Raw genomic sequence first — 22,802 nt, 5'->3', positions numbered from 1 at the left:
CATCCACGCATGGCGTGGATCTACTGTAGAGCCGAGCCCATGCTCGGCTGCCTTTCGGTAGGCAGCCGAGCATGGGCTCGGCTCTACAGGAAACCTTACCCCCGCCAGCGCATCAGCAGATCGCGCAACGGGGTCAGTGCCGTGGCCATGCCCGCCAGCACGCCGATCGTGTTGGCAATGGCGTCCATCGGATCGGCAGTGCGGTTGCTGGTCAGCGCACCCTGCGCGAACTCGATGCCGACACCCATCGCCACCAGCCCCACGCCCACCCATAGCAGCGGGCGCCCCGGCCGGAACAGCTGCACTGCGCTGCCGGCCAGGATGAAGTAGGCGAGGAAGTGCTCGCCCTTGTCGCTGTTTTCCGGCAGCGGAATCGGCGGTGGCGGGATCAGGCAGACCACGACCACCAGCAGTACCGCCAGCACCCACAGCACAGTCCACAGCCGCGGCCGCCGCAGCGGCTTGATCAGCGGCAACGCACTGCTCACAGGCGCCAGCTCAGGTCGCCCAGTTCGAACGCCGGCTCGAAATCGATACCACGCTGCAGGCCGATGGCCTGGAAGCGCTCACCCATCTCGGTCGGCAGGGTCAGCTTCTTCACCTGGTCACGCAGCTGGATGCGGCCGACCTCATCCGTGCGCTCTTCGGCCAGCAGCAGCACCTGGTCCAGGCCGTTGCCGAGCAGGAAACTGGCCTGGCTGCAGTACCCCGCCAGTTCGAAACCACCGTGCATGCCCGCCTCGGCCATCGCGGTGAAATCCACCGAGGCGGTGATGTCCTGCAGGCCCGGCCAACGATGCACGTCGTTGTGCACGTGGTGGCGGTAGAACGCGCGGACCGTACCATCGTCGCGGTCGTGCTGGTAGAACTCGCTGCGGCTGTAACCGTAATCGACGAACAGCATCGCACCACGCTGCAGGCCGCCAGCCACTGCCTGCAGCCAGTACGGCAGCTGCGGCAGCACCTCGGAGCGGTAACCGTCGGCAAAGGGCTTTTCCAGGTAACGCTCGATGTGGCGCACCGCACCGTTGAGCAGGATGTCAGCGGGCTGCGCGCCACGGATGAAGTTGCCTTCGCCATCAAGCTCGACGGTTTCCTCGTAGACCTCGCCGTCCCGGATCAGGAAGCGCGGGGTCGGCAGCGCATCGATCACCTCGTTGGCGAACACCACGCCCTCCCAGTCCTCCTCGAACGGGCGGTCGATCCAGTCCACGCGCGCGGCCAACTCGGCCGGCAGGTTCTGCTGCAGGCGCTGCTGCTGGCGCTCGCGCAGGTCGGCGCTGGGTTCGAGGATGGCGTAGCGCGACGGCAGCGCGTCCAGTTCGGCCAGGCGCAGCAGCACGGCCTCGGCGAAGGCGCCGGTACCGCCCCCCAGTTCCAGCATGCGGGCCTGCGCGCCCAGCTGCGCGAACACCGGCGCCAGCGCATTGGCCACGCTGCCGGCGAACAGGCTGCCGAGCTCGGGTGCGGTGGTGAAGTCGCCGCTGCCACCGAACTTGCTGGCGCCGGCGCTGTAGTAGCCCCAGCCGGGGGTGTACAGGCACAGCTCCATGAAGCGCGAGAACGGCATCGCCCCGCCCTGCGCAAGGATTTCGGCACGCAGGGCGGCCGCCAGCTGGTCGCTGTGGGCCAGGGCATCGGCTTCGGGCAGGGGGAAGGTGGGCTGCATGGCGTCTTCGAATGCGGTGACAATGGTGCACAGGATAGCCGAGCCTTGGAGGACCCTCGATGAGCGATACCCACCCCGTGGTCCTGATCACCGGCAGCGCGCGCCGGATCGGTGCGGCCATCGCCCGCCAGTTCCACGCCTGTGGCTGGTCGGTGGTACTGCATGCCAACACCTCCAGCGCCGAACTGCAGCAGGCCGCGTTCGATTTCGAAAATGTGCGGCCGGGCAGCGTGCTTGCGCTGCAGGCCGACCTGCGTGACGCCGACGCCCTGCCCGACCTGGTGGAACAGGCCGTTACCCACTTCGGCCGCCTGGACGCACTGGTCAACAACGCCTCCAACTTCTATGCCACCCCGCTCGGCCAGGTCACCGCCGAGGCAATGGACGAGCTGTACGCGGTCAACGCGCGCGCGCCGCTGCTGCTGTCACAGGCCGCCGCGCCCTACCTGCGCCGCCAGCAGGGCTGCATCGTCAACCTGACCGACCTGCACGGCACCGATCCGATGCGCGACCACATCGCCTACACGATGGCCAAGGCCGCGCTGGAGATGGCCACCCGTTCGTTGGCGCTGGAGCTGGCGCCGAAAGTGCGGGTCAATGCGGTGGCGCCCGGCGCGATCCTGTGGCCCGAACAGGGCAAGGACGATTTCGCCCGCGAGGCGCTGCTGGCGCGCACGCCTTTGGCGCGGATCGGTACGGTCGAGGAGATTGCCGAAGCGGTGTACTGGCTGGTGGCCGAAGCCAGCTTCGTCACCGGCCACACATTGCGCGTGGATGGCGGGCGCACCGTCAGCTGAAATGTTGCCGGCCAGCGGCCGGCACCACCGGTAGCGCCGGGCCATGCCCGGCGAGCGCAGCGGCAACAACAACCCATCAATCCAGGTCAACCACCTCGAACGCCTCGCCAAACTGCGCGTGCGCGCGCCACAGCGTGGCCAGGTCCAGCCCGCTGACCGGATCGATGAAGTCTGGCGCGATGTCGGCCAGCGGCTTCAGCACGAAGGCATGCTTCAGTTCGGGACGGGGAATGCGCAGGTGGCCGGGACCTTCCACCACCAGGTCGCCGTAGAACACCACGTCGATATCCAGGGTCCGGTCGGAGAAGCGCGGCCCGCTGCGGTCGCGGCCGTGCGCGTCTTCCAGCGCATGCAGCCAGTCGTCCAGTTCCTGCAGCGGCAAGTCAGTCTCGATCGCCACCGCGTTGTTGAGGAAGGCCGGGCCGTCGAAGCCGACCGCGGCGGTACGGTAGGCCGGCGAGACCTGCAGCGCGCCGAAGCGCTCGCGCAGGGCCGCCACCGCGGCGTGGAGGTAGCGGCGGGGCTGGACATTGCTGCCCAGGCTCAGGAGCACGGTCGTCATGCGGTTCAGGTGGCAGCGATGGGGGCGTGGACATGCCGTCGTCACGGCGGCCTGCCTACAATCCGGGACGCACATGATAGGGCACCGACATGACCTATTGCGTTGGAATCGAGGTGGACGAGGGCCTGGTCTTCGCTGCCGACACCCGGACCAATGCCTCGCTGGACGATGTACGCGTGCATCGCAAGCTGCACGTGTTCGAATATCCCGGCCAGGCAGCCTACGTGCTGATGGCGGCTGGCAACCTGGCCACCACCCAGTTGCTGGTGTCGCGCCTGGGGCGCGATGCCGACGAACGGCGCTCACCCAACCTGCGCGACATGACTCACCTTTTCGAGGCCGCCGCGTACGTTGGCCAGTTGCTGGTGGACAGCCAGGTGCACAGCAGCCACAGTGAACATGGCCACGATGGGGTCAATACCCAGGCCACGCTGATCTTCGGCGGCCAGATTGCCGGTGAGCGGCCTGGGCTGTACATGATCTACCCGCTCGGCAACGCCATCGCCGCCTCACCGGAGACGCCCTACCTGCAGATCGGTGAATCCAAGTACGGCAAGCCGATCCTCGACCGCATCCTCAGCCCCGCCACGCGCCTGGAGGATGCCGCCCGCACGGCGATCGTCTCGTTGGACTCCACCATCCGTTCCAATCTGTCGGTAGGCCTGCCGATCGACCTGGCGCTGCTGCGCGACGGTGAACTGCGCATCGGCCAGCAACTGCGGCTGGGCGCGGATTCAGCGCTGTACGCCGATATCCACCAGAACTGGTCACGGCGCCTGGAACAGGCGGTGGACGCCCTGCCGCGGTTCCCCTGGGAAACCGCCCTGTAGAGCCGAGCCCATGCTCGGCCGTCGAGGTCAATGCGAACAGCAGCCGAGCATAGGCTCGGCTCTACAGAACCCCAGCGGCATCAGCCCAGCGCCTCGGCCACTGCGCGGAACACCTGTTGCATCTGCAGCGGCTTGCGCAGTACATGGACGTCCACGCCGGCCGGGAAGGCATCGGCAGGCACCGCCACCGCCGCGTCCTCCAGCACCAGCGCCGGGCCGCGATAGCCCAGCGCAGCCATCTCGCCCAGCAGCTGGCTGGCCGGCAGCAGCTTTGAGCCGGCGTCTGCAATCACCAGCGCCGGCATCGCCTCCTGCTGCATCCAGCGCAGCGCCGCCGGGCCATCGGAGGCCAGCTGCAGCTGATACCCCTGGCTGGACAGCGCGTTGCCGAGCAGCGACAGGCGCGTAGCTTCGCCGTCGACCACCAGGATCGACTGGCCACTGCCCAGGGCCACCAGCTGCTCGATCGGCTCGCTGCCGTCGCTGGCTTCGTGCATCGGCAAGCGCAGCTCGAAGCAGGTGCCCTGCCCCGGCTGGCTGCTGACATGGATGCTGCCGCCGGCGCCTTCGACGATGCGCTTGCAGGAAATCAGACCCAGGCCGGTGCCATCGGCCTTGGTGGTGAAGAACGGATTGAACAGGTGCGACAGCGTGTCCGCATCCATGCCGATGCCTTCATCGGACACGCAGATCTGCATCCAGTCCACGCCATCGCGCTGCCCGGCATGGCTGGCGGTCAGGCTCAGGCGGCCACCGTTGGGCATCGCCTGGATCGCGTTGAGCGCCAAGTTCAGCATTACCTGCTGCAGTTCGGTGTAGTTGGCGTCGACCACCAGGCCTTCGTCCAGCACCTGCAGTTCCAGGCGCACGGCATCGGGCACGTTGCTGCGCAACAGCAGCGCCACCGCGTCGAACAGGCCGTCGATCTCGATGCGCTCGCTCGGCTTGCGCGAACCACGCACGAACGACAGCATCGACTCGGCCATCTCATGGCCGCGGCGGCCACACTCGGCGATGACGTCGGCCAGGTGGTGCAGCTGCGGATCCTCGGTGCGGGCCTTAAGCAGGTCCGGCATGATCAGCAACGGCTGCAGGATGTTGCGCAGGTCGTGGCTGAGCCCGGCGGCAAGCAGAGACAGGCTTTCCAGGCGCTGCGCACGCATCAGTTCGGTTTCCACGCGTGCGCGCTCGACCGCACTGCGTGCATCGCGGATCGCACGCGCGACCGCCGAAGGCAGGCGCGCAGGCTGGTGCTTGATGATGTAGTCGTTGGCGCCCTTCTGCAGCGCCGCTACCGCATTCTCCTCACCCATCGTGCCGGAGACGAAGATGAAGGGCACCTCCGGTGAGGTCTCGCGCACGATGCGCAGCGCGTCGTCACCGGAGAACCCCGGCATGCTCAGGTCGGACAGCACGATGTCCGGCTGGAACACAGCCAGTGCCTGGCGCAGTTCCGCCTCGCTCTCCACACGCTCGAAGCGGGCCTCCAGGCCCGCGTCGAGCATCTGTTCGGACATCAGCTCGGCATCTTCCGGTGAGTCTTCCACCAGCAGGATGCGCAGCGCCCCCAGGGCGGGACCGGTCAGGGGCATGGGCTCACTCGAGTTCCGGTGCCTGGTTGATCAATGCCCAGAACTTGCCCAGGGTCTGCACCGCGCCGAAGAACTGGTCCACGTCCACCGGCTTGACCACGTAGGCGTTCACGCCCATGTCCCAGCTGCGGGCCAGGTCACTTTCCTCGCGCGAAGACGACAGGATCACCACCGGCAGGCGCTTGAGTTCTTCGTGCTCGCGGATCTGCCGCAGCACTTCCAGGCCATCCATGCGCGGCATCTTGATGTCCAGCAGCAGCACCGCCGGCAAGCCTTCCTCGCGGTTGGCGAAGGCGCCGCGGCGCAGCAGGTAGTCCATCACTTCCACGCCGTCCTCGACGTGCACGATGGGATTGGCCAGACGCGCTTCTTCCAGGGCGTCGATCGCCATTTCGGCATCCGCCGGGCTGTCTTCGGCGAGAAGAATGGTGCGCAGAGTCGTCATGCAGAGGGACCTTGTTTGTCCGCGTCGGTCGCGGGGGGCAGGTAGAAGTGGAAAGCAGCGCCGACGTCCGGTTCGGCCTCGGCCCAGATACGGCCACCATGGCGGGTCAGCACGCGGCGCACGCTGGCCAGGCCGATGCCGGTCCCCGGGTAGTCACTGGCCTTGTGCAGGCGCTGGAACACACCGAACAGCTTGCCGGCGTAGGCCATGTCAAAGCCTGCGCCATTGTCGCTGACCGTGAACTGATGGCCGCCGTCGGGCTGCTGCTGGTAGTCAACGCGGATCTTCGCCGGTTCGCGGTTGCCCGAGTACTTCACTGCGTTGCCGAGCAGGTTGAGCCAGACCTGGCGGATCATGTTTTCGTCGCCCACCACGATCGGCAGCGGCGCGATGCTCCACTCCACCTGGTGCGCATGGCCGCTGTTCTCGGCCTCGGCCTGCAGGTTGGAATCGAGCATGGCGCGGGTGTCGGCCACCAGCGACTGCATGTCCACCGCCTGCTGCCGCATCGCCGCGCGGCCAAGTCGCGAGTAGACCAGCAGGTCGTCGATCAACGCTGCCATGCGCCGGGCCGAACTGGAAATCACGTCCAGATAGTGGCGGCTCTTGTCATCAGCCTGATCGCCGAGGTGGCGCGACAGCTTGTCGGAGAATCCTGCCACGTGGCGCAGCGGTGCACGCAGGTCATGCGAGACCGAATAGCTGAAGGCCTCCAGCTCGCGGTTGACCTCGGACACCTGCGCAACCTTTCCTTCCAGCTGGCGGTTCAGCTCTTCGACGCGCAGCTGCACTGCGCGCTGCATGGTGACGTCGCTGATGGTCAGCAGCACCACCTCGTCATCGCTGTCGGGCAGCGGCATGCGCCGCGCGTTGAGCAGCATGTGGCGCACCATGCCGTCGGCGGTGCGCTGCTCGTGCTCGAAGTCCCACAGTTCGCGACCGCGCGACAGTACGTCGGCCAGGCGCTGCCGGACCACCGGGTCCTGCCATGCGTTGTCGCCAACGTTTTCCAGCAGCAGGCCGTCGGCGCGCTCGTCCTGCAGGCCGTACAGTTCAGCGAATGCTGGATTGTGCAGCTGCACGCGCAGGTCGCGGTCGAGCAGCACGATCGGTTCGCGCACGGTCTGCAGCACCGACGCCGCACGTGCAGCCGAGCGCAGCGATTGCCGCTCCGCATGCAGGCGACGGCCGATCTGCCGCTGCAGCAGCCACAGCACCAGGCCGAGCAGCGCCAGCTGGATCAGCAGCGAACTCCACGACACCAGTTCGGTCTGCTTGCGCTGGCGTGCCGCCTGCTCGGCGCGCAGCGCCAGCAGCTTCTGCTCGCTGGCCTGCAGTTCTTCCACCAGCCCGCGGATGGGATAGCGCGTACTCAGGTCCTGCACCAGCTCGCGCTGGTCGCTGTTCGGTTCGGACCTGGCCAACTCGCGGGCAAGTGCCATGCGGCCTTCCAGCATCGATTCGATCCGACCGATGCGGATCAGCTGGTCGGGATTGTCGCGGGTCATCCGGCCCAGTTCGGCCAGGCGCCCGGGAATTTCATCGGCCCGGGCCATGCGTTCGCGCAGGCCGGGGGCATCCACGCCCTTGGACAGGGTCAACGCGGCCGATTCGACATCGCGCACATCGGCCTGCAATTGCTGCAGTGCCACGCCCACGGCCTGGGTATGATTGACCCAGGCCATCGCTTGTTCGCTGTCCTGCTGCAGTTTGCGCAGGGTCAACCACGGCACCACGATGATCGCGGCGGCGGCCAGCGCCAAGGCCGGCAGCCGCCAGCGGTCCCAGATGTCGTCACTGAAAACCAGCGCCATAGTTCCTCGTCAGCTCTGCCGCGACGCGTTGGCCGGGCCGAGCCCGGTTGCGGCGGAACCGGCAATATAGCGCAGGCGGTCACAACTCTGGAATTTCCAGCGTAATCGGCTGAACGGGTTGGCAATCAGACCTGTAGGGCCAAGCCCATGCTCGGCTGCCTTGGAGTGCCAGCCGAGCATGGCTCGGGTCTACAGGTCAGCGGGCGCCCCACGCGGGGCGCCCAACCGGTTCAGCGCTTGGCGGCAGCGCTGACCTTCAATGCGGCGGCATCGACGCGGGTCACGCCCTTGATGCCTTTGGCGGTGGTGACCGCCTTGTCCTTCTCGGCCTGGGTGGCCACGGTGCCGCTCAGGCTGACCACGCCGTTCACCGTTTCCACCTTGATCTCGGTGCCCGGGACGTTGCTGCTGGTCAGCAGGTCCGCCTTCACCTTGGTGGTGATCCAGCTGTCGGTCACCGGTTCGTTGGAATCATGGCGATCCGCGTGGGTAGCCGGATGTGCGCTGGTGGTCGGCGGGCTCTTGGCGGCCGGGTCCTTGGCGAATGCGGCCGAGGAGGACAGTGCCAGGCCCAGCGTCAGGGCAGAAGCAATCAGCGTGCGAGTGGTATTGCTCATCGTGTCGTTCTCCTTCGGGATGTGCTGCCAGTCTGGACAAGCGCACGTGGAGCAGGCGTGGCGTCGTGGTCATGCCGCCGTGAATCGAAGCGTTTCCAACGGCAACGGTTCAGTTTTGGGTTGTCCGCATCCGTCGTTTACCCTGCCCTTCCCTCCTGCCGGAGCTCTGCCATGCGCCCCGACCTGCACCTGGCCCTGATCGGCTACGGCCTCGCCGGCCGCGTCTTCCATGCGCCGCTGATCCAGCACACGCCCGGCCTGGCCCTGCACAGCATCGTCAGCTCGCAGCGCGACACGTTGCTGCGCACGTTCAGCAACGTACACGTGCGTGCAACGCCACAGGACGTGTTCGACGATCCAGCGGTGGATGCGGTGGTGATCGCCACGCCGAACGAACAGCACGCGCCGCTGGCGATGGCCGCGCTGGCCGCCGGCAAGCACGTGCTGGTCGACAAACCCTTTGCGCTGGATGTGGCCGAAGCGGAAACGGTACTGGCCACGGCACGCGACGCCGGCCGCATCGCCACCGTGTTCCAGAACCGGCGCTTCGATGCCGACTTCCTCACGCTTCAGGCGCTGCTGTCCGAAGGCACGCTGGGCGAGGTGGCCGAATGCCATGCGCATTTCGACCGCTACCGGCCGCAGGTGCGCGACCGTTGGCGCGAACAGGACGGGCCAGGCAGTGGCCTGTGGTACGACCTCGGCCCGCACCTGCTGGACCAGATGCTGGTGCTGTTCGGCTGGCCCAACGCCATCGATGCGGATCTGGCCGTGCAGCGCCAAGGTGGCGCCGGCATCGACTACTTCCACGCCGTACTGCACTACCCGCGGCATCGCGCCATCGTGCATGCCGGTTCGCTGGTGGCTGCCCCTGCCCCGCACTTCAGCGTGCATGGCGGCAAGGCCAGCTGGATCAAGTACGGCCTGGATGTGCAGGAGGCCCAGCTGCGCCGCGGCGTAGCGCCGGGTGCGCCCGGATGGGGCATCGATCCCCGGCATGGCGAACTGGTGCACTGTGATGCAGAAGACAATGTTCTGCGCAGCACCGTCGACAACCTGCCCGGCGACTATCGTCGGTTGTATGCGCAGTTCGCCGCGGCGATGCACGGCGACGGCGAAGCGACGGTCAGCCCGATGCAGGCATTGCAGTTGATGCGGCTGCTGCAGGCCGGCATGGACAGCGCGCGTGAAGGGCGGCGGATCGCGTTGCACTGACCAGTAGATCCACGCCATGCGTGGATGACGTGGCAACGATCGGAGAAGGCTCTTGTAGAGTCGAGCCATGCCCGATTGGCTGCATGGGGTCAGAGCCCTTTCCTGCGGAAAGGGGTCCGACCCCAGCAGTGCTTACGACTTCTTGATGGCGTGGCCGCCGAATTCATTGCGCATCGCCGACAGCAGGCGATCGGTGAACGAATTCGATTCGCGCGAACGCAGGCGTTCCAGCAGCGACAACGTGATCACCGGTGCCGGCACGTCCAGCGCGATGGCTTCGGCCACGGTCCAGCGGCCTTCACCGGAATCCTCGACGTACGGTGCGATGCCATCCAGCGACGGATTGCGCTTGAGGGCTTCGGCACTCAGGTCCAGCAGCCACGAACGCACCACGCTGCCGTGGCGCCACACCTCGGCGACCTGGGCCAGGTCCAGTTCCATTTCCTGCTTGCGCTCCATCAGCGCGAAGCCTTCGGCATAGGCCTGCATCATCCCGTACTCGATGCCGTTGTGGACCATCTTGGTGAAATGGCCGGCGCCGGATGGACCAACACGCGCCCAGCCGCGATCCTCCGCCGGAGCCAGCGTGCGCAGCAGCGGTGCGATCTGCTCCACCACCGATGCTTCGCCACCGACCATCAGGCTGTAGCCTTCCTGCAGGCCCCACACGCCGCCGCTGGTGCCGCAGTCGACGTAGCCCAGATCGTCCTCCGCCAGCGCCTTGGCGCGACGGATCGAGTCCTGGTAGTTGGAGTTGCCGCCGTCGATGACGATGTCACCCTCAGCCAGGTGCGGGGTCAGCTGTCCCAGCGTCTGGTCGACGGTTTCACCCGCCGGCACCATCAGCCACACCACGCGCGGCACCGGCAGCGCGGCCACGGCGGCGGCCAGCGAATCAACCACCTCCAGGCCGGCCTCTGCAGCACGCTGGCGCGCACTTCCGCCCGGGTCGTAGCCGACCACGCGGTGGCCGCCGCGATGCAGGCGCTGGGCCATGTTGGCGCCCATGCGGCCGAGGCCGATCATTGCAATATCCATTGTTTCACCTTCAGTTGGGGTCTAGGGTCAGGCTGCCTGGCCTGCCGGTAGCCGCGCAGTGGCGCAGCTGCGCCTCGCGCCAACGCCGGTAGAGCGTGGTATGCAGATTGTGCACCGCCAGGTCGATGGAAAACGGCGTTCTCGGGTTGCGATCGAGCAGGCGGACGATGTGGTAGCCGATAGGACGTATACCGCGCGGATGCACGTAGATCACGAACTGCTGGTAGAACGGATCGTCCAGCAGCTGAACCATGCGCACCAGAGCCGCGTGGTAGCGCGGTGCCAGGCGCGCGCGCAGCTGTGGATCGCGCTCGAACAGCAGGCGCTCGAAATAGCGCTGGCCGATGCGCGGGATGTCCTGCGCCAGTTTCCAGAGCTCGGCATTGCGCTGGTCGTACCAGGCCAAGCCAGCGTGCAGTGCCAGCGCCTGCGCAGCGCCCTCGCCCACCTCGACCACCACGAAGTTCTCGGCCTGGTTGCTCAGGTCGTCCAGCGTGCCTTTGTCGTACACATGTTCGATGAAACCGGGCACGCCCACGAACGCCTGCCGCCCCATCGCCGAGGTGCGCACCGCCTTGCCGTCGGCGAAGAAGTCGCCGGCATGCGCGCCGAGCAGGATGCTGTCGGTGTCGTGCAGCGCGAGGAAGGTGCCGATCGACAGTTCCTCCGCTGCGAACCCGGTGTCGAACGCAGCATCGCCATACAGCTCGCGCTGGGTGGCCAGCTGTGCGACCTGGCGGCCGACACCGCATTCGGCACGCACGGCACCGCTGTAGAACGCCTCCAGCGCATGGCTGTTGCCCGCGCGGGGCACGAAGCCACGACCGAAACTGCGTGTACGCTGCCAACCCTGTGCCGGTGCGCCCTGCAATCCGAAGCCGATCCATCCCAGCTGCGGGCCGGAGAAGCGGAACGTGGGATTGCCCTGCAATGCCGAAGTCGCGCGCCGCGTGGCCGCCCCCAGCTGGAAGGCATAGGCGCAGATGGTGGCGGGATCATCCAGCAGCTGCTGCAGAAGTGCGTGCCGAGCAGCAGCGGGCAGCGCCGCCGGCCACCGCACCTGCAGGTCGCCGGCCGCCTGTGAATCAGCCAGCGAGGCACGCGTACATACGGGACCACCGCGCACCTGCGGCGCAGTGAGGGACGCTTCTTCGAAGCGCCACCCCAACCGCTGCAGCAGGCCCTGCGTACAGTCCGGGGATGGCGATGCCACGACCCACGCGGGCGCCAGCAGCAGGGCTGCAATCAGCCACCTGCCGCGCACGCTCAGCCCTGGTCCGTAACCGCCGGTGCGGGTTCCGGCGCCGCTGCCGGCGATGGCGATGGCGTGCCCGCCGCGGCCGGCAGATACTGCTGCAGGCGCTGGAAGAAGCGACGATAGAACTCGGCATCCGTGACCGTGCTGCTGGCCACCTTCACCAGCGAGTCGTCGTTGCTGCCGAACGGCAGCGACACCGAGCCCAGCGCACCCACACCGACACTGGCCGAGGTCGGGCTCTTCTTCAGCGCGTAGCGGTCCTGCACTGCACTGACGAATACCAGCGTCTGGCTGCCGCGCGGGGCGCACGAGATGCGCAGCACCAGCTGCTCATGGTCATCCTCGCGCGGCTGGAAGTTCTTGTTGCCCTCCACCTGTGCATCATCGGAACGGGCGATGGCATAGCCTTGGCTGAGCAGCGTGCGGCGCGCGGCCTCGCAGGCTTCACCGGGGCGTCCCTCAACGGTGCGCGAGAAGGTATCGCCGGAATCGAAGGACTCGCGCAGCACGGTGCTGTCGGCGGCGCGGCCACCACAGGCCGAAAGGATCAAGGCGCTGGCGCACGCCACGGCAGCGCTGGAAAGACGGGAGGCCCGCATGGGTACTCCTGCGAGAACGGAAGCACCAAGGGTAGTCCCGCCCCCGTGTGCGGCAGGTCGATACGGCCCCCCACGTTGCTCCCGGTTCATGCACGTAAAAGGGGACGGAGGGGATTAAGTCGTTTGTGGCAGTTCGCTCGCCGGGCATGGCCCGGCGCTACCGTGAACGAGGTCGCCAAACAGAAAGGGGCCGACAATGCCGGCCCCTGCGAATGTCGCGCGCCGTCTCCGGCTCAGTCCGCCCAACGCCCCGCGCCGGTGGACTGCGGCAGCACCTGGGCCGACAGCGGACGGTCATTGGCCAGCAGGTTCACCGCGTCGGCCAGGATCGAGGCCGACTCGCGCAGCAGCGGGTCCGGACGCTTTTCGGCGGCCTTTTCGCGGGCGGCATCCTTCACGATGTCGCGCTCGTTGCCGGTCAGGCCGTCATCACTGCTGTCATCGGCCAGCGGGTCCAAGGCCAAGCCCAGCTCCTTGCGCTGCAGCTGGCGTTCCTTGCGCTGGGCGTCCTGGCGCTCGCGTTCGGCGCGACGGGTGGCCTCGTTGAGCGAGATGTACTTCTTCGCCGCCTCGGTTCGGAACTGCTGCACGTCCTCGTTCCACCACTGGAATTCCTTGTCGGTGGCGATTCGCGCGTCGTGGCGGGCCTCCAGCTTCGGCAGCAGCGGCGCGAAGTTGCCGTACTGGGTGTGCGGCACGGCGGCGATGCGGGTCCACGGCAGGGCGTTATCGTAGGTGCTCTCGCCGAACTCGGTGGCATCGACGCTGGCCGGGAAGGCCAGGTCCGGCACCACGCCCTTGTGCTGGGTGCTGCTGCCGCTGATGCGGAAGAACTGGGCGATGGTCAGCTTGACCTGGCCGAAGCGCTGGGTCTCGCCACTCGGCCAACGGTCGAGGTCGACGATGTTCTGCACGGTGCCCTTGCCGAAGCTGGTTTCACCGATCACCAGGCCACGACCATAATCCTGGATCGCACCGGCGAAGATCTCCGAGGCCGAGGCCGAACCGCGGTTGATCAGCACCGCCAGCGGGCCATCCCACGCCACACCCTGGTTGCGGTCGCTGTTGACGGTGACGCGGCCACCAGACTCACGCACCTGCACCACCGGGCCCTGCTCGATGAACAGGCCGGTCAGTTCGATGGCTTCATCCAGCGAACCGCCGCCATTGTTGCGCAGGTCCAGCACCACGCCGTCCAGCTTGTCGTTCTTGAAACCAGCCAGCAGCTTGGCCACGTCGCGGGTGGCCGAAGCATAGTCGGCGGCGTTGCGGCGACGGCCTTCGAAGTCCTGGTAGAAGGTCGGCAGCTTGATCACGCCGATCTTCCGTGCCGGCTCGCCGTTGGCGGCCGGAATGGTCATGGTCTCGCCCTTGGCGGCCTGTTCGGCCAGGCGCACCTTCTGCCGGGTCAGCACCAGGGTGTGGTGCTTGCCATCGGCACCTTCGGCAGCCGGAATGAACTCCAGCTTGACCTGGGTGTCCTTGGCGCCGCGGATCTTGGCCACGACATCGTCGATGCGCCAGCCAATCACGTCCTCGACCTGGCCGGACTTGCCCTGGCCAACGCCGACGATGCGGTCACCCGGCTTCAGCGTGCCGTCCACCGCGGCCGGGCCGCCGGCGATGATCTCGCGGATCACTACCACGTCGTCCTGGCGCTGCAGCTGCGCACCGATGCCTTCCAGCGACAGCGACATCGCCTGGTTGAAGTTCTCGGCCGTGCGCGGGGTGAAGTAATCGGTGTGCGGATCAACCGCGCTGGTGTACGAATTCATGAAGAACTGGAAGACGTCTTCGCCCTTCAGCTCATTGACCGACTTCTCCAGCGTCGCGTAGCGCTTGTCCAGCGTCTTGCGGATATCGTCCGGCTTCTTGCCCGCCAGCTTCAGGCGCAGCCAGTCGTTCTTCACCGACTTGCGCCACAGCTCATCCAGCTCGGCGCTGCTGGCCGCCCACGGCACCTTCTTGCGGTCGTATTCGAAGCGCTCGTCGGTGGTGAAGTCCGGCTCCTGCTTGAGCAGCTTGCGCGCAAAGGCCACACGTTCGCCGACACGCTGCTTGTAGACCGCGAACACCTGGAACGCCGGCTCCAGTTCGCCGCCACGGATGGCCGAGGAGATGTTGGCTTCGAAGGGCGCAAAGCGCGCCACGTCGGCCTGGGTGAAGTACTGCTTGGCGCCGTCCAGCGTCTCCAGATAGCGCTTGAACACGTCCTTGGAGGTGGCCTCGTCCAGCGCACGCGGGCGGTAGGCGTAACGACTGTCGGACAACAGGCCATACACCAGCTTGGAGGTGGTCACCTGATCGGCGGTTGCCGCAGCGGGCAATGCAGGCGAATCGGCCTTGGCCGCCAGCGCCAGCGGCGCGACCAGCGCCAGGGCCATCAGGAATGCGGGGGCTTTGAATTTCATTGACGTGCTCGAAGGCGCCTTGCCAAGGGGGAGACTGCAGGGTGTTCAGACACCCCGACAGTGCCGAAAGTTGCCGGGTTTGTCACCCGGCCGCGCTCGGCGGAAAACCAGCCTAGCGGGGCCGGTGTAGCAAATTGTGAATGCATGTAGAGCCGAGCCCATGCTCGGCTGGCCGGCAGCAAGCAGCCGAGCATGGGCTCGGCTCTACCGCAGGCAGAGGCGTGCGGACCAACGGTCCGCACCCACAGGAGAAGCAGCTCCCACCCACCGGGAGGGTCTCAGGAAACCCCGGCGCCCTTGGCCTGAACGTCGGCGTGGTACGACGAGCGCACCATCGGGCCGGACGCCACGTGGCTGAAGCCCAGCTCGTAACCGTAGTCTTCCAGTGCCTTGTAGTCGTCGGGGGTCCAGTACTTCAGCACCGGGTGATGGTGCGCGGTCGGCTGCAGGTACTGTCCGATGGTGATCATGTCCACATCGTGCGCGCGCAGGTCACGCATCGTGGCCTTGATCTGTTCGAAGTCTTCGCCCAGGCCCAGCATGATGCCGCTCTTGGTCGGCACGTCCGGGTGCTGCGCCTTGAAGTTCTTCAGCAGGTTCAGCGACCACTGGTAGTCCGCACCCGGGCGCACGTTGCGGTACAGGTCCGGCACGGTCTCGATGTTGTGGTTGAACACATCCGGCGGGTTCTGCGCCAGGATCTCCAGCGCACGTTCCATGCGGCCCTTGCCGCGGAAGTCCGGGGTCAGCACTTCGATGCGGGTACCCGGCGACTTTTCGCGGATGGCGGTGATGCAGTCGACGAAGTGCTGGGCACCGCCGTCGCGCAGGTCATCGCGGTCGACGCTGGTCACCACCACGTACTTCAGGCCCATGTCGGCCACGGTCTGGCCGAGGCTGGCCGGCTCGTTGGCATCCGGCGGCTTCGGGCGGCCATGGGCCACGTCGCAGAACGAGCAGCGCCGGGTGCAGACCTCACCGAGGATCATGAAGGTGGCGGTGCCATGGCCGAAGCATTCGTGGATGTTCGGGCAGCTGGCTTCCTCGCAGACCGTCACCAGGCGGTTCTCGCGCAGCTTGGCCTTCAGGTTCTGCACGGCATTGCCCGAAGGAATGCGCACGCGGATCCAGGACGGCTTGCGCAGTACCGGCGCATCGGCGAACTGCACCGGCGAACGGTTGATCTTGTCACCGCCCAGCTGCTTGACCCCGGCCTGCAACGGCGCGGCGGACGGAGAATCGCCCTGCACGATCTGCAGGGGAATGGAACGGGCGGTGGTTTCAGTCATGGCAGTTCCGGGGGGGCGGTCAGGCGGCCGCAGAAAGATCGGGCAGTTCGGGCGTGTGCTGCAGCAGCAGGCCAAACTGGCGGGCCAGGTGGTCCAGCAGCACCGGCTTGACGGCCTCCATCCCGGAGGGGCCGCCCAAGTCCAGCACCGAGGTCACCTGCAACCCCTGATAGCCACAGGGATTGATGCGGTGGAAGGGTTCCAGGTCCATGGCCACGTTGAAGGCCAGCCCATGGAAGGTGCATCCGCGGCGCACGCGGATGCCGAGTGCGGCGATCTTGGCACCACCGACGTAGACGCCCGGGGCGCCCTCGCGGCGTTCGGCGCCGATGTTCCACTCGGCCAGGGTATCGATGAGCGCCTGCTCGATGCGGCATACGTAGTCGCGCACGCCGATGCCCAGCCGTGGCAGGCGCAGCAACGGATAGACCACGATCTGGCCGGGGCCGTGATAGGTCACCTGGCCGCCGCGGTCCACGTGCAGCACGGGGATGTCGCCCGGCGCCAGCACATGCTCGTCCTTGCCGGCCTGGCCCAGGGTGAACACCGGATCGTGCTCGACCACCCACAGCTCGTCGGCATCGGCGTCGCTGCGCTGGTCGGTGAAGCGCTGCATGGCGCGCCACACCGGTTCATACGGCTGTCGGCCGAGGTCACGGACCAGCGCCGGACGCGGCGCACGGTCCTCCGGGGCGGCTTCGGCCGGGCAGGAGTCGGCTACAGCGTCCACTTCACTTCCGGGTGGTCACGCAGCGCCTGGTGCGCCAGGTCGTACTGTTCGCGGCTCTCGGCCTTGAACACGATGCGGACGGACACGTACTTGCCGTTGGAGGAGTGCTTCCAGCTGATGCGTTCGTTCACCACATCGATGCCGGCGGCCAGCAACAGGCGGGGAAGCTCATGCTCCAGGCCGCGGTTGGCCGGGCCCATGGCGCTGAGCTCGAACTGGCCGGGGAACTGGAAGCCGTGGTCGGGGTTGTCGGACTTGATTTCCATGGCCCCATTATCGGGCCGCAGGGCAACAAACCCAAGAGTATTCATCAACGCCAGGACGGCACCGGCGGTCTGCTGCGTTGCAGGCGGCCCAAAGGGACGGGCCTGAGGCCCAACGGCAGCTGACTGCAATCTCCTGACCGTCACCAACGCGAACATCGTACGGGCGGCCTGCGACCGCCTTCACGCCAGGCCTGCGGCGCGTGCGCGGGTAACAAATTGTGCCCGCCGGACAATGTTGTTTTCGGAACAGACAAGTGATCCGGACGTGCTCGTTCCGACGCGCGGGCACGAGTACCGTAGCGTTGCAGAAAACGACTGAAAACCGCCCCCTTCCCCATGAGCATTCCATCCATGCGTAGTGTCGCAGCCCTCGGGCTGGCCGGCCTGCTGGCCTCCGCCCTCCCCCTTGCCGCCCAGGCGACCGAACAATGTGGCCCGGACGCCATGCGCGACCACCCGCCGCAGGTCAATTTCCGCGTCGACAACGACCTGTTCGGCGGCCGCCACCAGGATCAGGGCTATACCAACGGTGCGCTGTTGACCCTGGTCTCCCCCAATCTGGTCGATTACACCGACGACCCCTGCCTGCCGCGCATGGCGCGCTGGGTGAACCGGTACCTGGAAGGGCTGCATCCGGGCAAGTTCGAACAGCAGAACATGATCTTCAGCATCGGCCAGGGGATCTTCACCCCGACCGATTTCACTCGCAGGGACCTGATCGAGGACGACCGCCCTTACGCCGGCGTGCTGATCGCGAACTTCGGTTTCAATGCGCGCAGCGGCGACCGCCTGCAGACCACCCAGCTGACACTGGGCGTGGTCGGCCCCTGGGCACAGGGCAAGCAGGTGCAGAATGCCGTGCACGACGTGCTGGGCGACGAAAAATTCAAGGGTTGGGACAACCAGCTGCACAACGAACCACTGTTCATGCTGACCCATGAGCGCATGCGCCGCTGGCCGGGCGATGCCAGCGTCAATGCCGACGGTTGGGGCTGGGACGCGATCAGCCACTACGGCGGGTCGATCGGCAACCTGGAAACCAAGGCCAATTTCGGCGGTGAAGTGCGCTTTGGCTGGAAGCTGCCGGACGACTTCGGCAGCACGCCGTTGCGCCCGGCCGGTGAGAACACGGCGCCGACCCGCAGCGGCCGCCCCGGTGGGTGGTCCTGGCACCTGTTCGCGACCTCGGACGCTGCCTGGGTGATCCGCGATATCACCCTGGATGGCAACACCTTCCGCAACAGTCACAGCGTGGACAAGCGCCATGTGGTGGCCTACGGCGGGTACGGCGTGGCGGTGATGTACGGCCGCTGGAAGTTCGCTGCCGCGCGCTACCACAGCACGCGCGAATTCAACGGCCAGCGCGAGGCGCCGGTGTTCGGCAGCTTCACCATCAGTCGTGCGCTGTAGTGCGGGTGTCGACCGCGGGTCGGCACACCGTTAAGACCAAACTGATTGCTGCAACCTGGCCCGTCATGCAGGCGCAACCTGCTGAGGTACTGCAGCAATCATCTGGAGGACCGGGTTTCCCCGAGCCTCCAGATCAAGCAACGAAGATCATTGGGCGACGCAGCTGGTCGGCACCTGCCTTGGCAGATTCAGGCTGACGGATACCAGCCCCAGCGCCTTGCATTCAAAGGGGACCGATTGAGTAACCAGATTCTGCGGCACCGAGCCGGGCGCGCATCGGGCGACCTCTACGGTACTCTCGCATCGCATAAACGCACCGTTGATGAGCTCGAACAGTACAACACGCTCATAGACGATGTTGTCGCCTGCCGCAGACGAACCTTCGCATAGCAGAACGCCCAGCAGGGTTACCCCCAGCACCGTTGCCAAGCGCGTGCTCTTCATGATGTTCATTGCGGACCCTCATCGGTTGCCATTGATGAACTCCACCAGCAGGGGCAACTGCAACATCGCGCCCCCCCCGGCGGCGCGTTACCAGAGGAAACAGACTGCCCCCGGCCGCACAGCTGTAGCCGCCGATGGATTCAGCAGCCGTGAACTCCACAGCGGAGTATCTCAAAATGTGACGAAGGACTCGTTCTGCCAGCACTCCCCTTCAGGCGAAGCGCTGGCTCCGACTGGGATGGTACTCGCCACCCCTGCTCCTCTCTTGCAACGCCCATCGAGGGGCAATCGCCATTCCGGAAGGGGGCCCTCCATCCGCACATAGCGATCTGTCTTTCCACCAGGCGCAGTACCCCTCTCTTGCTACCAGCTGAAACCCGCGCCTGCGGAGAGGTTCTGGTCACTGCCACTGAACGCGCTCCCCAGGGAAACCGAGACGTTCCTCTTCTCGCCCAGTATCCGCTGGTAGCCCACGGCCAGTGCCGAACGCCCGTTCTGCGCCCCCACACCCGCACCAATACGGTTGTCGCCGCTCAGACCGGCGGTGTTGATGGCCATGCCCGCATAGGCGGCGCTGATCGCCCCCATCCGGTCCAGGCGCCTGTCCAACTGGGTGAAGCGGCGATCGGTGTACTCACGCTCTGCCTTGAAGCGATCCTCCATCTGCTGCACGTTCACCGCATCGGTCGCGCGCACGCCCGCTGCGACATTGCTGACCACACGCTCATTGCCCTGCGCGCCAACCGAGAATTCATTGTCGCGGTCGGCGCTGGAACCCGCGCCGATGGCCACCGAATTGTGGCCGGTGGCCGCTGCGCCTTCGCCGATCGCCACCGCGCCATTGCCATCGGCACGGCTGCCACTGCCCATCGCAACCGCACCACGGCCATCGGCGGTACTGCCGGTGCCCACCGCCACCGACCCTGCTCCCTTGCCTGGTGCAACCACGCCACCCGACCCGCCTCCACTACCACCACCGCTACGTTCAACCTCGGCCATGCGGTCATCCATATCGCGCCAACGGGCCTCCCAATCGGCCTTGACCTCCCACAGCTGCTGGCCGTTGATGGCCTGCTGGCTGTCATGCGCCACCGCTCCGCGCGCCAGGTTCCCCAGGACCGTGCCGCCGCTGCCGCCCAGGCTGGCACTGGCCAGCGAAGCGTCATCGTAGGTCAGCCTGTTCAACAGGGTGCCGGTGTTCGGGTCGACCCCGAGCGCCGAGCGCAACTGGCCCATGGTCACGGCATCATCTGCTTCCTCGCCGGCCTTGACGTTGGTCAAACGGCGCTTGAGCGTGGCGTTGCCGAAGGAAACGGTGTTGTCGGCGCCCGTCTGAGATCCGGCACCGAGCGCGAGGCTGCCCTGGTGAATACTGCGCGCCCGGTAGCCCAGCGCAATGCCGCCCTCTGCCGAGCCTTCCGCCTCGTAGCCCAGCGCCATGCTGCCCTGGTCCTTGGCTTTGGCGGCATAGCCCAATGCCACGCCGTGTTCTCCAGTCACCTCGCTCTTCATGCCTACGGCAACGGCGTCCATTTCAACGCTGTTGGTCGCGCCAATGACCTTGGCGTTTCCGCCCAGGGCAATCGAGCCGCCCCCCGTGACCTGTGCAGATGGCCCGATCGCAATGGAGTAGTCATCGGGGTCCGATCCTTTGGCATTGATGCTGTCCGCGCTGGCGTTCCGGCCGATGGCAATGTCCGCCTGGCCTGTGGTGGAAGTGCCCCTTCCGAGCAAGACATTCTCGTCGTCAAAGGATGCGACTTTGCCTGCACGGGACGCCGCTTCGCAGCGCAGGCCGTCCGACACCACCTCGCCGACACTGCATCCCAGTGCCTCTGCGAGCTCGTTGGCCCAGCCCCCCGCTGCCGGCAGCGACAGAGCGACAATCAGTGCCGATGCCAGTTGCAGGCCGCGCGCAGGCGGCTGATATAGGGAAACGACGCGACGGCGTGGCGGCATGACAGTATCTCCATGGAATGCTGATGGGGGGCTGCCGCAATGGCGCGGGCAGTCACCCCGGAGCGGGATGGAGTCATGGTGTGCGACGCTCGCAGGCCGACCTATCGGACAGCGACGAATCTGCCGCCTCTGGACCAACACTTCCCACCAGAAAAAGAAACGCCGGGCAGAGCCCGGCGTTTTTCGATCACTTCAGCAGCGCAGGTGGGACGCCGCGGCGCTTACTCCGATTCCCACCACATCCAGAAGCTGTCCCACAGGCGCTTGAAGAAGCCGGCCTGCTCAACGGCGGCCACGGCCACCAGCGGCGCTTCGGCGACGACCTTGCCATCCAGGGTGACCTTCACGGTGCCGATCTGCTGGCCGGCGGTGAACGGTGCTTCCAGGGTCTTGGGCACATCGATGCTCGGCTTCAGGTCGTTGTAGCGGCCGCGCGGCACGCTCACCAGCATCGGCTGGGCCACGCCCAGCTGCACCTTGTCGGTGGTGCCCTTCCAGACCTTGTGCTCGGCCACGGCCTTGCCCGGCTCGTACAGGCGGTGGGTCTCGAAGAAGCGGAAGCCCCAGTTCAGCAGGGCCAGGCTGTCATCGGCACGCTGCTTTTCCGACGCACCGCCCAACACCACGGCGATCAGGCGCTGGTCGCCACGCTGCGCCGAACTCATCAGGCAGTAGCCCGCTTCGGAGGTGTGGCCGGTCTTGATGCCGTCCACGCTGCCGTCGCGCCACAACAGCAGGTTGCGGTTCGGTTGCTTGATGTTGCCGACCTGGAATTCCTTGATCTTGTTGTACGCGTAGGTTTCCGGGTAATCACGCACCATCGCGCGGCCCAGCAGCGCCAGGTCGTAGGCGGTGCTGTGGTGGCCTTCGGCGGTCAGGCCGTGGGCGTTGACGAAGTGGGAGTTCTTCATGCCGATCTTGGCGGCGTAGCTGTTCATCAGCGACGCAAAGGCTTCTTCGCTGCCGGCCACGTGCTCGGCCAGGGCGATCGCGGCGTCATTGCCGGACTGGATCGCCATGCCCTTTTCCATGTCTTCCAGGCGTGCGGTCTGGTTGACCGGGAAGCCGCTGTAGCTGCCGTCGGTACCCGCGCCGCCTTCGCGCCAGGCGCGTTCGCTCATCATCACCTGGTCATCCGCACGGACCTTGCCGTTCTTGACCTCGGCGGCGATCACGTAGGACGTCATCACCTTGGTGATGCTGGCCGGGGCCAGCTGCTCGTGGATGTTCTCGCCGGCCAGCACCTGGCCGGTGGCGTAGTCCATCAGCACCCAGGCCTTGGATACGCTCGGCACCGGCGCCGGCGGGGTGGCAACGGTGGCCGGGGCGGCAGCGGCGGCGGGCGCCGGCGTGGCCGGGGTCGGCAGCGGGGTCTGGGCGGAAGCCAGGCCCACCACCAGGGTGGCGGCCAGGGCGGTGGCGGCGGAACGGAAATTCATTGGACAGCAGGCTCCAGGGGACGGCCAGGAATGGAGGGTGGAACGTAGTGGCCATTGTAAGGCCGGGGCAGCATGGGCCGGCAGCACCGGCGCGGGTGGGTCAATCCTTGACGATCTGCGGCGAACCCAGGCCCAGACCGGCAATGCGGCCGACAAGTTCCGCGGCACTGGCATGGTCGCTGGCGGGAACGCGCAGGCGGAACAGGGTGCGGCCACCGGCGGCGATGTCGCTGATGGTCGCGCCGACGATGCCGGCGGCGTTGAGCTGGCCCATTGCGCGGTTGGCATTGTCGCGGCTGGAGAAGCTGGCGACCTGCACCATCACCGCGCCCACTACCTGCTGCGACAGGCTGGGGGCGGTCGGTGTGGCCGGCGTCGTACGCGCCGGCGCCGGCGTGACCGCGCGCGGCGCGGCGCT

The 22,802-nt window shown here is 66.8% G+C and carries 22 protein-coding genes; 4 read left to right on the top strand and 18 right to left on the bottom strand.

The window, feature by feature from the left end; translation table 11 throughout:
- Positions 1-95: 95 nt before the first annotated feature.
- Both HMPREF3114_RS19595 and HMPREF3114_RS19590 read right to left on the bottom strand, forming a co-directional pair.
- Positions 96-488, bottom strand: coding sequence for a VanZ family protein (locus tag HMPREF3114_RS19595; RefSeq protein WP_053498214.1), 393 nt, complete (start codon positions 486-488; stop codon positions 96-98).
- The gene (locus HMPREF3114_RS19590; RefSeq protein WP_053498216.1) at positions 485-1,669 is read right to left on the bottom strand and encodes a class I SAM-dependent methyltransferase; all 1,185 of its coding nucleotides are present in this window, start codon (positions 1,667-1,669) and stop codon (positions 485-487) included. The genes HMPREF3114_RS19595 and HMPREF3114_RS19590 overlap by 4 nt, the downstream gene beginning before the upstream one ends.
- Positions 1,670-1,728: 59 nt before the next feature.
- Between HMPREF3114_RS19590 and HMPREF3114_RS19585 the strand changes: the two genes are divergently transcribed.
- Complete coding sequence (locus HMPREF3114_RS19585; RefSeq protein WP_053498218.1) at positions 1,729-2,466, top strand: pteridine reductase; 738 nt, start codon at positions 1,729-1,731, stop codon at positions 2,464-2,466.
- A gap of 76 nt (positions 2,467-2,542) precedes the next feature.
- On the opposite strand, the gene folK is transcribed toward HMPREF3114_RS19585, so the two are convergent.
- Complete coding sequence (gene folK, locus HMPREF3114_RS19580; protein ID WP_053498221.1) at positions 2,543-3,028, bottom strand: 2-amino-4-hydroxy-6-hydroxymethyldihydropteridine diphosphokinase; 486 nt, start codon at positions 3,026-3,028, stop codon at positions 2,543-2,545.
- Positions 3,029-3,117: 89 nt separating this feature from the next.
- Between folK and HMPREF3114_RS19575 the strand changes: the two genes are divergently transcribed.
- Positions 3,118-3,858 (top strand): proteasome-type protease, encoded by a 741-nt coding sequence (locus tag HMPREF3114_RS19575; RefSeq protein ID WP_053498223.1) that lies wholly within the window; start codon positions 3,118-3,120, stop codon positions 3,856-3,858.
- 80 nt (positions 3,859-3,938) lie between these two features.
- On the opposite strand, the gene HMPREF3114_RS19570 is transcribed toward HMPREF3114_RS19575, so the two are convergent.
- The 4 genes from HMPREF3114_RS19570 to HMPREF3114_RS19555 all read right to left on the bottom strand — a co-directional run bounded on the left by HMPREF3114_RS19570 (position 3,939) and on the right by HMPREF3114_RS19555 (position 8,326).
- Positions 3,939-5,450: an ATP-binding response regulator gene (locus tag HMPREF3114_RS19570; RefSeq protein ID WP_005419354.1), complete on the bottom strand. Its 1,512-nt coding sequence runs from the start codon at positions 5,448-5,450 to the stop codon at positions 3,939-3,941.
- Between the two features lie 4 nt (positions 5,451-5,454).
- The gene (locus HMPREF3114_RS19565) at positions 5,455-5,895 is read right to left on the bottom strand and encodes a response regulator (protein ID WP_005411057.1); all 441 of its coding nucleotides are present in this window, start codon (positions 5,893-5,895) and stop codon (positions 5,455-5,457) included.
- A complete protein-coding gene (locus HMPREF3114_RS19560; protein WP_053498224.1) occupies positions 5,892-7,709 on the bottom strand; it encodes a sensor histidine kinase in 1,818 nt (605 codons plus the stop codon). The genes HMPREF3114_RS19565 and HMPREF3114_RS19560 overlap by 4 nt, the downstream gene beginning before the upstream one ends.
- Positions 7,710-7,939: 230 nt before the next feature.
- Positions 7,940-8,326: a BON domain-containing protein gene (locus tag HMPREF3114_RS19555; protein WP_053498227.1), complete on the bottom strand. Its 387-nt coding sequence runs from the start codon at positions 8,324-8,326 to the stop codon at positions 7,940-7,942.
- 171 nt (positions 8,327-8,497) lie between these two features.
- On the opposite strand from HMPREF3114_RS19555, the gene HMPREF3114_RS19550 reads away from it, so the two are divergent.
- Complete coding sequence (locus HMPREF3114_RS19550) at positions 8,498-9,541, top strand: oxidoreductase (RefSeq protein WP_070490489.1); 1,044 nt, start codon at positions 8,498-8,500, stop codon at positions 9,539-9,541.
- Between the two features lie 132 nt (positions 9,542-9,673).
- Here the strand turns inward: HMPREF3114_RS19550 and gnd are convergent, their stop codons facing one another.
- The 7 genes from gnd to HMPREF3114_RS19515 all read right to left on the bottom strand — a co-directional run bounded on the left by gnd (position 9,674) and on the right by HMPREF3114_RS19515 (position 17,132).
- Entirely contained in the window at positions 9,674-10,579 is a 906-nt protein-coding gene (gene gnd / locus HMPREF3114_RS19545; protein WP_070490487.1) for a phosphogluconate dehydrogenase (NAD(+)-dependent, decarboxylating), read from the bottom strand.
- 10 nt (positions 10,580-10,589) lie between these two features.
- Entirely contained in the window at positions 10,590-11,828 is a 1,239-nt protein-coding gene (locus tag HMPREF3114_RS19540) for a hypothetical protein (protein WP_070490491.1), read from the bottom strand.
- A 17-nt stretch (positions 11,829-11,845) separates the two neighbouring features.
- Positions 11,846-12,436, bottom strand: a complete 591-nt coding sequence (locus tag HMPREF3114_RS19535) for a DUF2242 domain-containing protein (RefSeq protein ID WP_005419366.1) — start codon at positions 12,434-12,436, stop codon at positions 11,846-11,848.
- 233 nt (positions 12,437-12,669) lie between these two features.
- Positions 12,670-14,847, bottom strand: a complete 2,178-nt coding sequence (locus HMPREF3114_RS19530) for a carboxy terminal-processing peptidase (RefSeq protein ID WP_005419368.1) — start codon at positions 14,845-14,847, stop codon at positions 12,670-12,672.
- A gap of 278 nt (positions 14,848-15,125) precedes the next feature.
- Positions 15,126-16,136: a lipoyl synthase gene (gene lipA, locus HMPREF3114_RS19525; RefSeq protein WP_053498233.1), complete on the bottom strand. Its 1,011-nt coding sequence runs from the start codon at positions 16,134-16,136 to the stop codon at positions 15,126-15,128.
- Between the two features lie 19 nt (positions 16,137-16,155).
- Complete coding sequence (gene lipB / locus HMPREF3114_RS19520; RefSeq protein ID WP_053498236.1) at positions 16,156-16,866, bottom strand: lipoyl(octanoyl) transferase LipB; 711 nt, start codon at positions 16,864-16,866, stop codon at positions 16,156-16,158.
- Positions 16,854-17,132 carry a YbeD family protein gene (locus HMPREF3114_RS19515; protein ID WP_005411067.1) on the bottom strand — a complete coding sequence of 93 codons (279 nt, stop codon included), beginning with the start codon at positions 17,130-17,132 and terminating at the stop codon, positions 16,854-16,856. Before HMPREF3114_RS19515 ends, lipB begins: the two co-directional genes overlap by 13 nt.
- Positions 17,133-17,483: 351 nt before the next feature.
- Between HMPREF3114_RS19515 and HMPREF3114_RS19510 the strand changes: the two genes are divergently transcribed.
- On the top strand, positions 17,484-18,542 hold the full coding sequence (locus HMPREF3114_RS19510; protein WP_083297631.1) for a lipid A deacylase LpxR family protein: 1,059 nt from the start codon (positions 17,484-17,486) through the stop codon (positions 18,540-18,542).
- 147 nt (positions 18,543-18,689) lie between these two features.
- Here the strand turns inward: HMPREF3114_RS19510 and HMPREF3114_RS19505 are convergent, their stop codons facing one another.
- The 4 genes from HMPREF3114_RS19505 to HMPREF3114_RS19490 all read right to left on the bottom strand — a co-directional run.
- On the bottom strand, positions 18,690-18,995 hold the full coding sequence (locus HMPREF3114_RS19505; RefSeq protein WP_053498241.1) for a hypothetical protein: 306 nt from the start codon (positions 18,993-18,995) through the stop codon (positions 18,690-18,692).
- Positions 18,996-19,349: 354 nt separating this feature from the next.
- Positions 19,350-20,519, bottom strand: coding sequence for a YadA family autotransporter adhesin (locus tag HMPREF3114_RS19500; RefSeq protein WP_256337664.1), 1,170 nt, complete (start codon positions 20,517-20,519; stop codon positions 19,350-19,352).
- A 647-nt stretch (positions 20,520-21,166) separates the two neighbouring features.
- Entirely contained in the window at positions 21,167-22,384 is a 1,218-nt protein-coding gene (locus HMPREF3114_RS19495) for a D-alanyl-D-alanine carboxypeptidase family protein (RefSeq protein WP_053498244.1), read from the bottom strand.
- Positions 22,385-22,484: 100 nt separating this feature from the next.
- Positions 22,485-22,802, bottom strand: a 318-nt coding sequence (locus HMPREF3114_RS19490; RefSeq protein WP_141750860.1) for an SPOR domain-containing protein, incomplete at its 5' end; no start/stop codon positions are given.

This window comes from Stenotrophomonas sp. HMSC10F07, assembly GCF_001807895.1.
GTDB classification, from domain to species: domain Bacteria; phylum Pseudomonadota; class Gammaproteobacteria; order Xanthomonadales; family Xanthomonadaceae; genus Stenotrophomonas; species Stenotrophomonas sepilia.
Note: the sequence above shows the minus strand (reverse complement) of the source record. Positions and strands in the feature narration are given on the sequence as shown.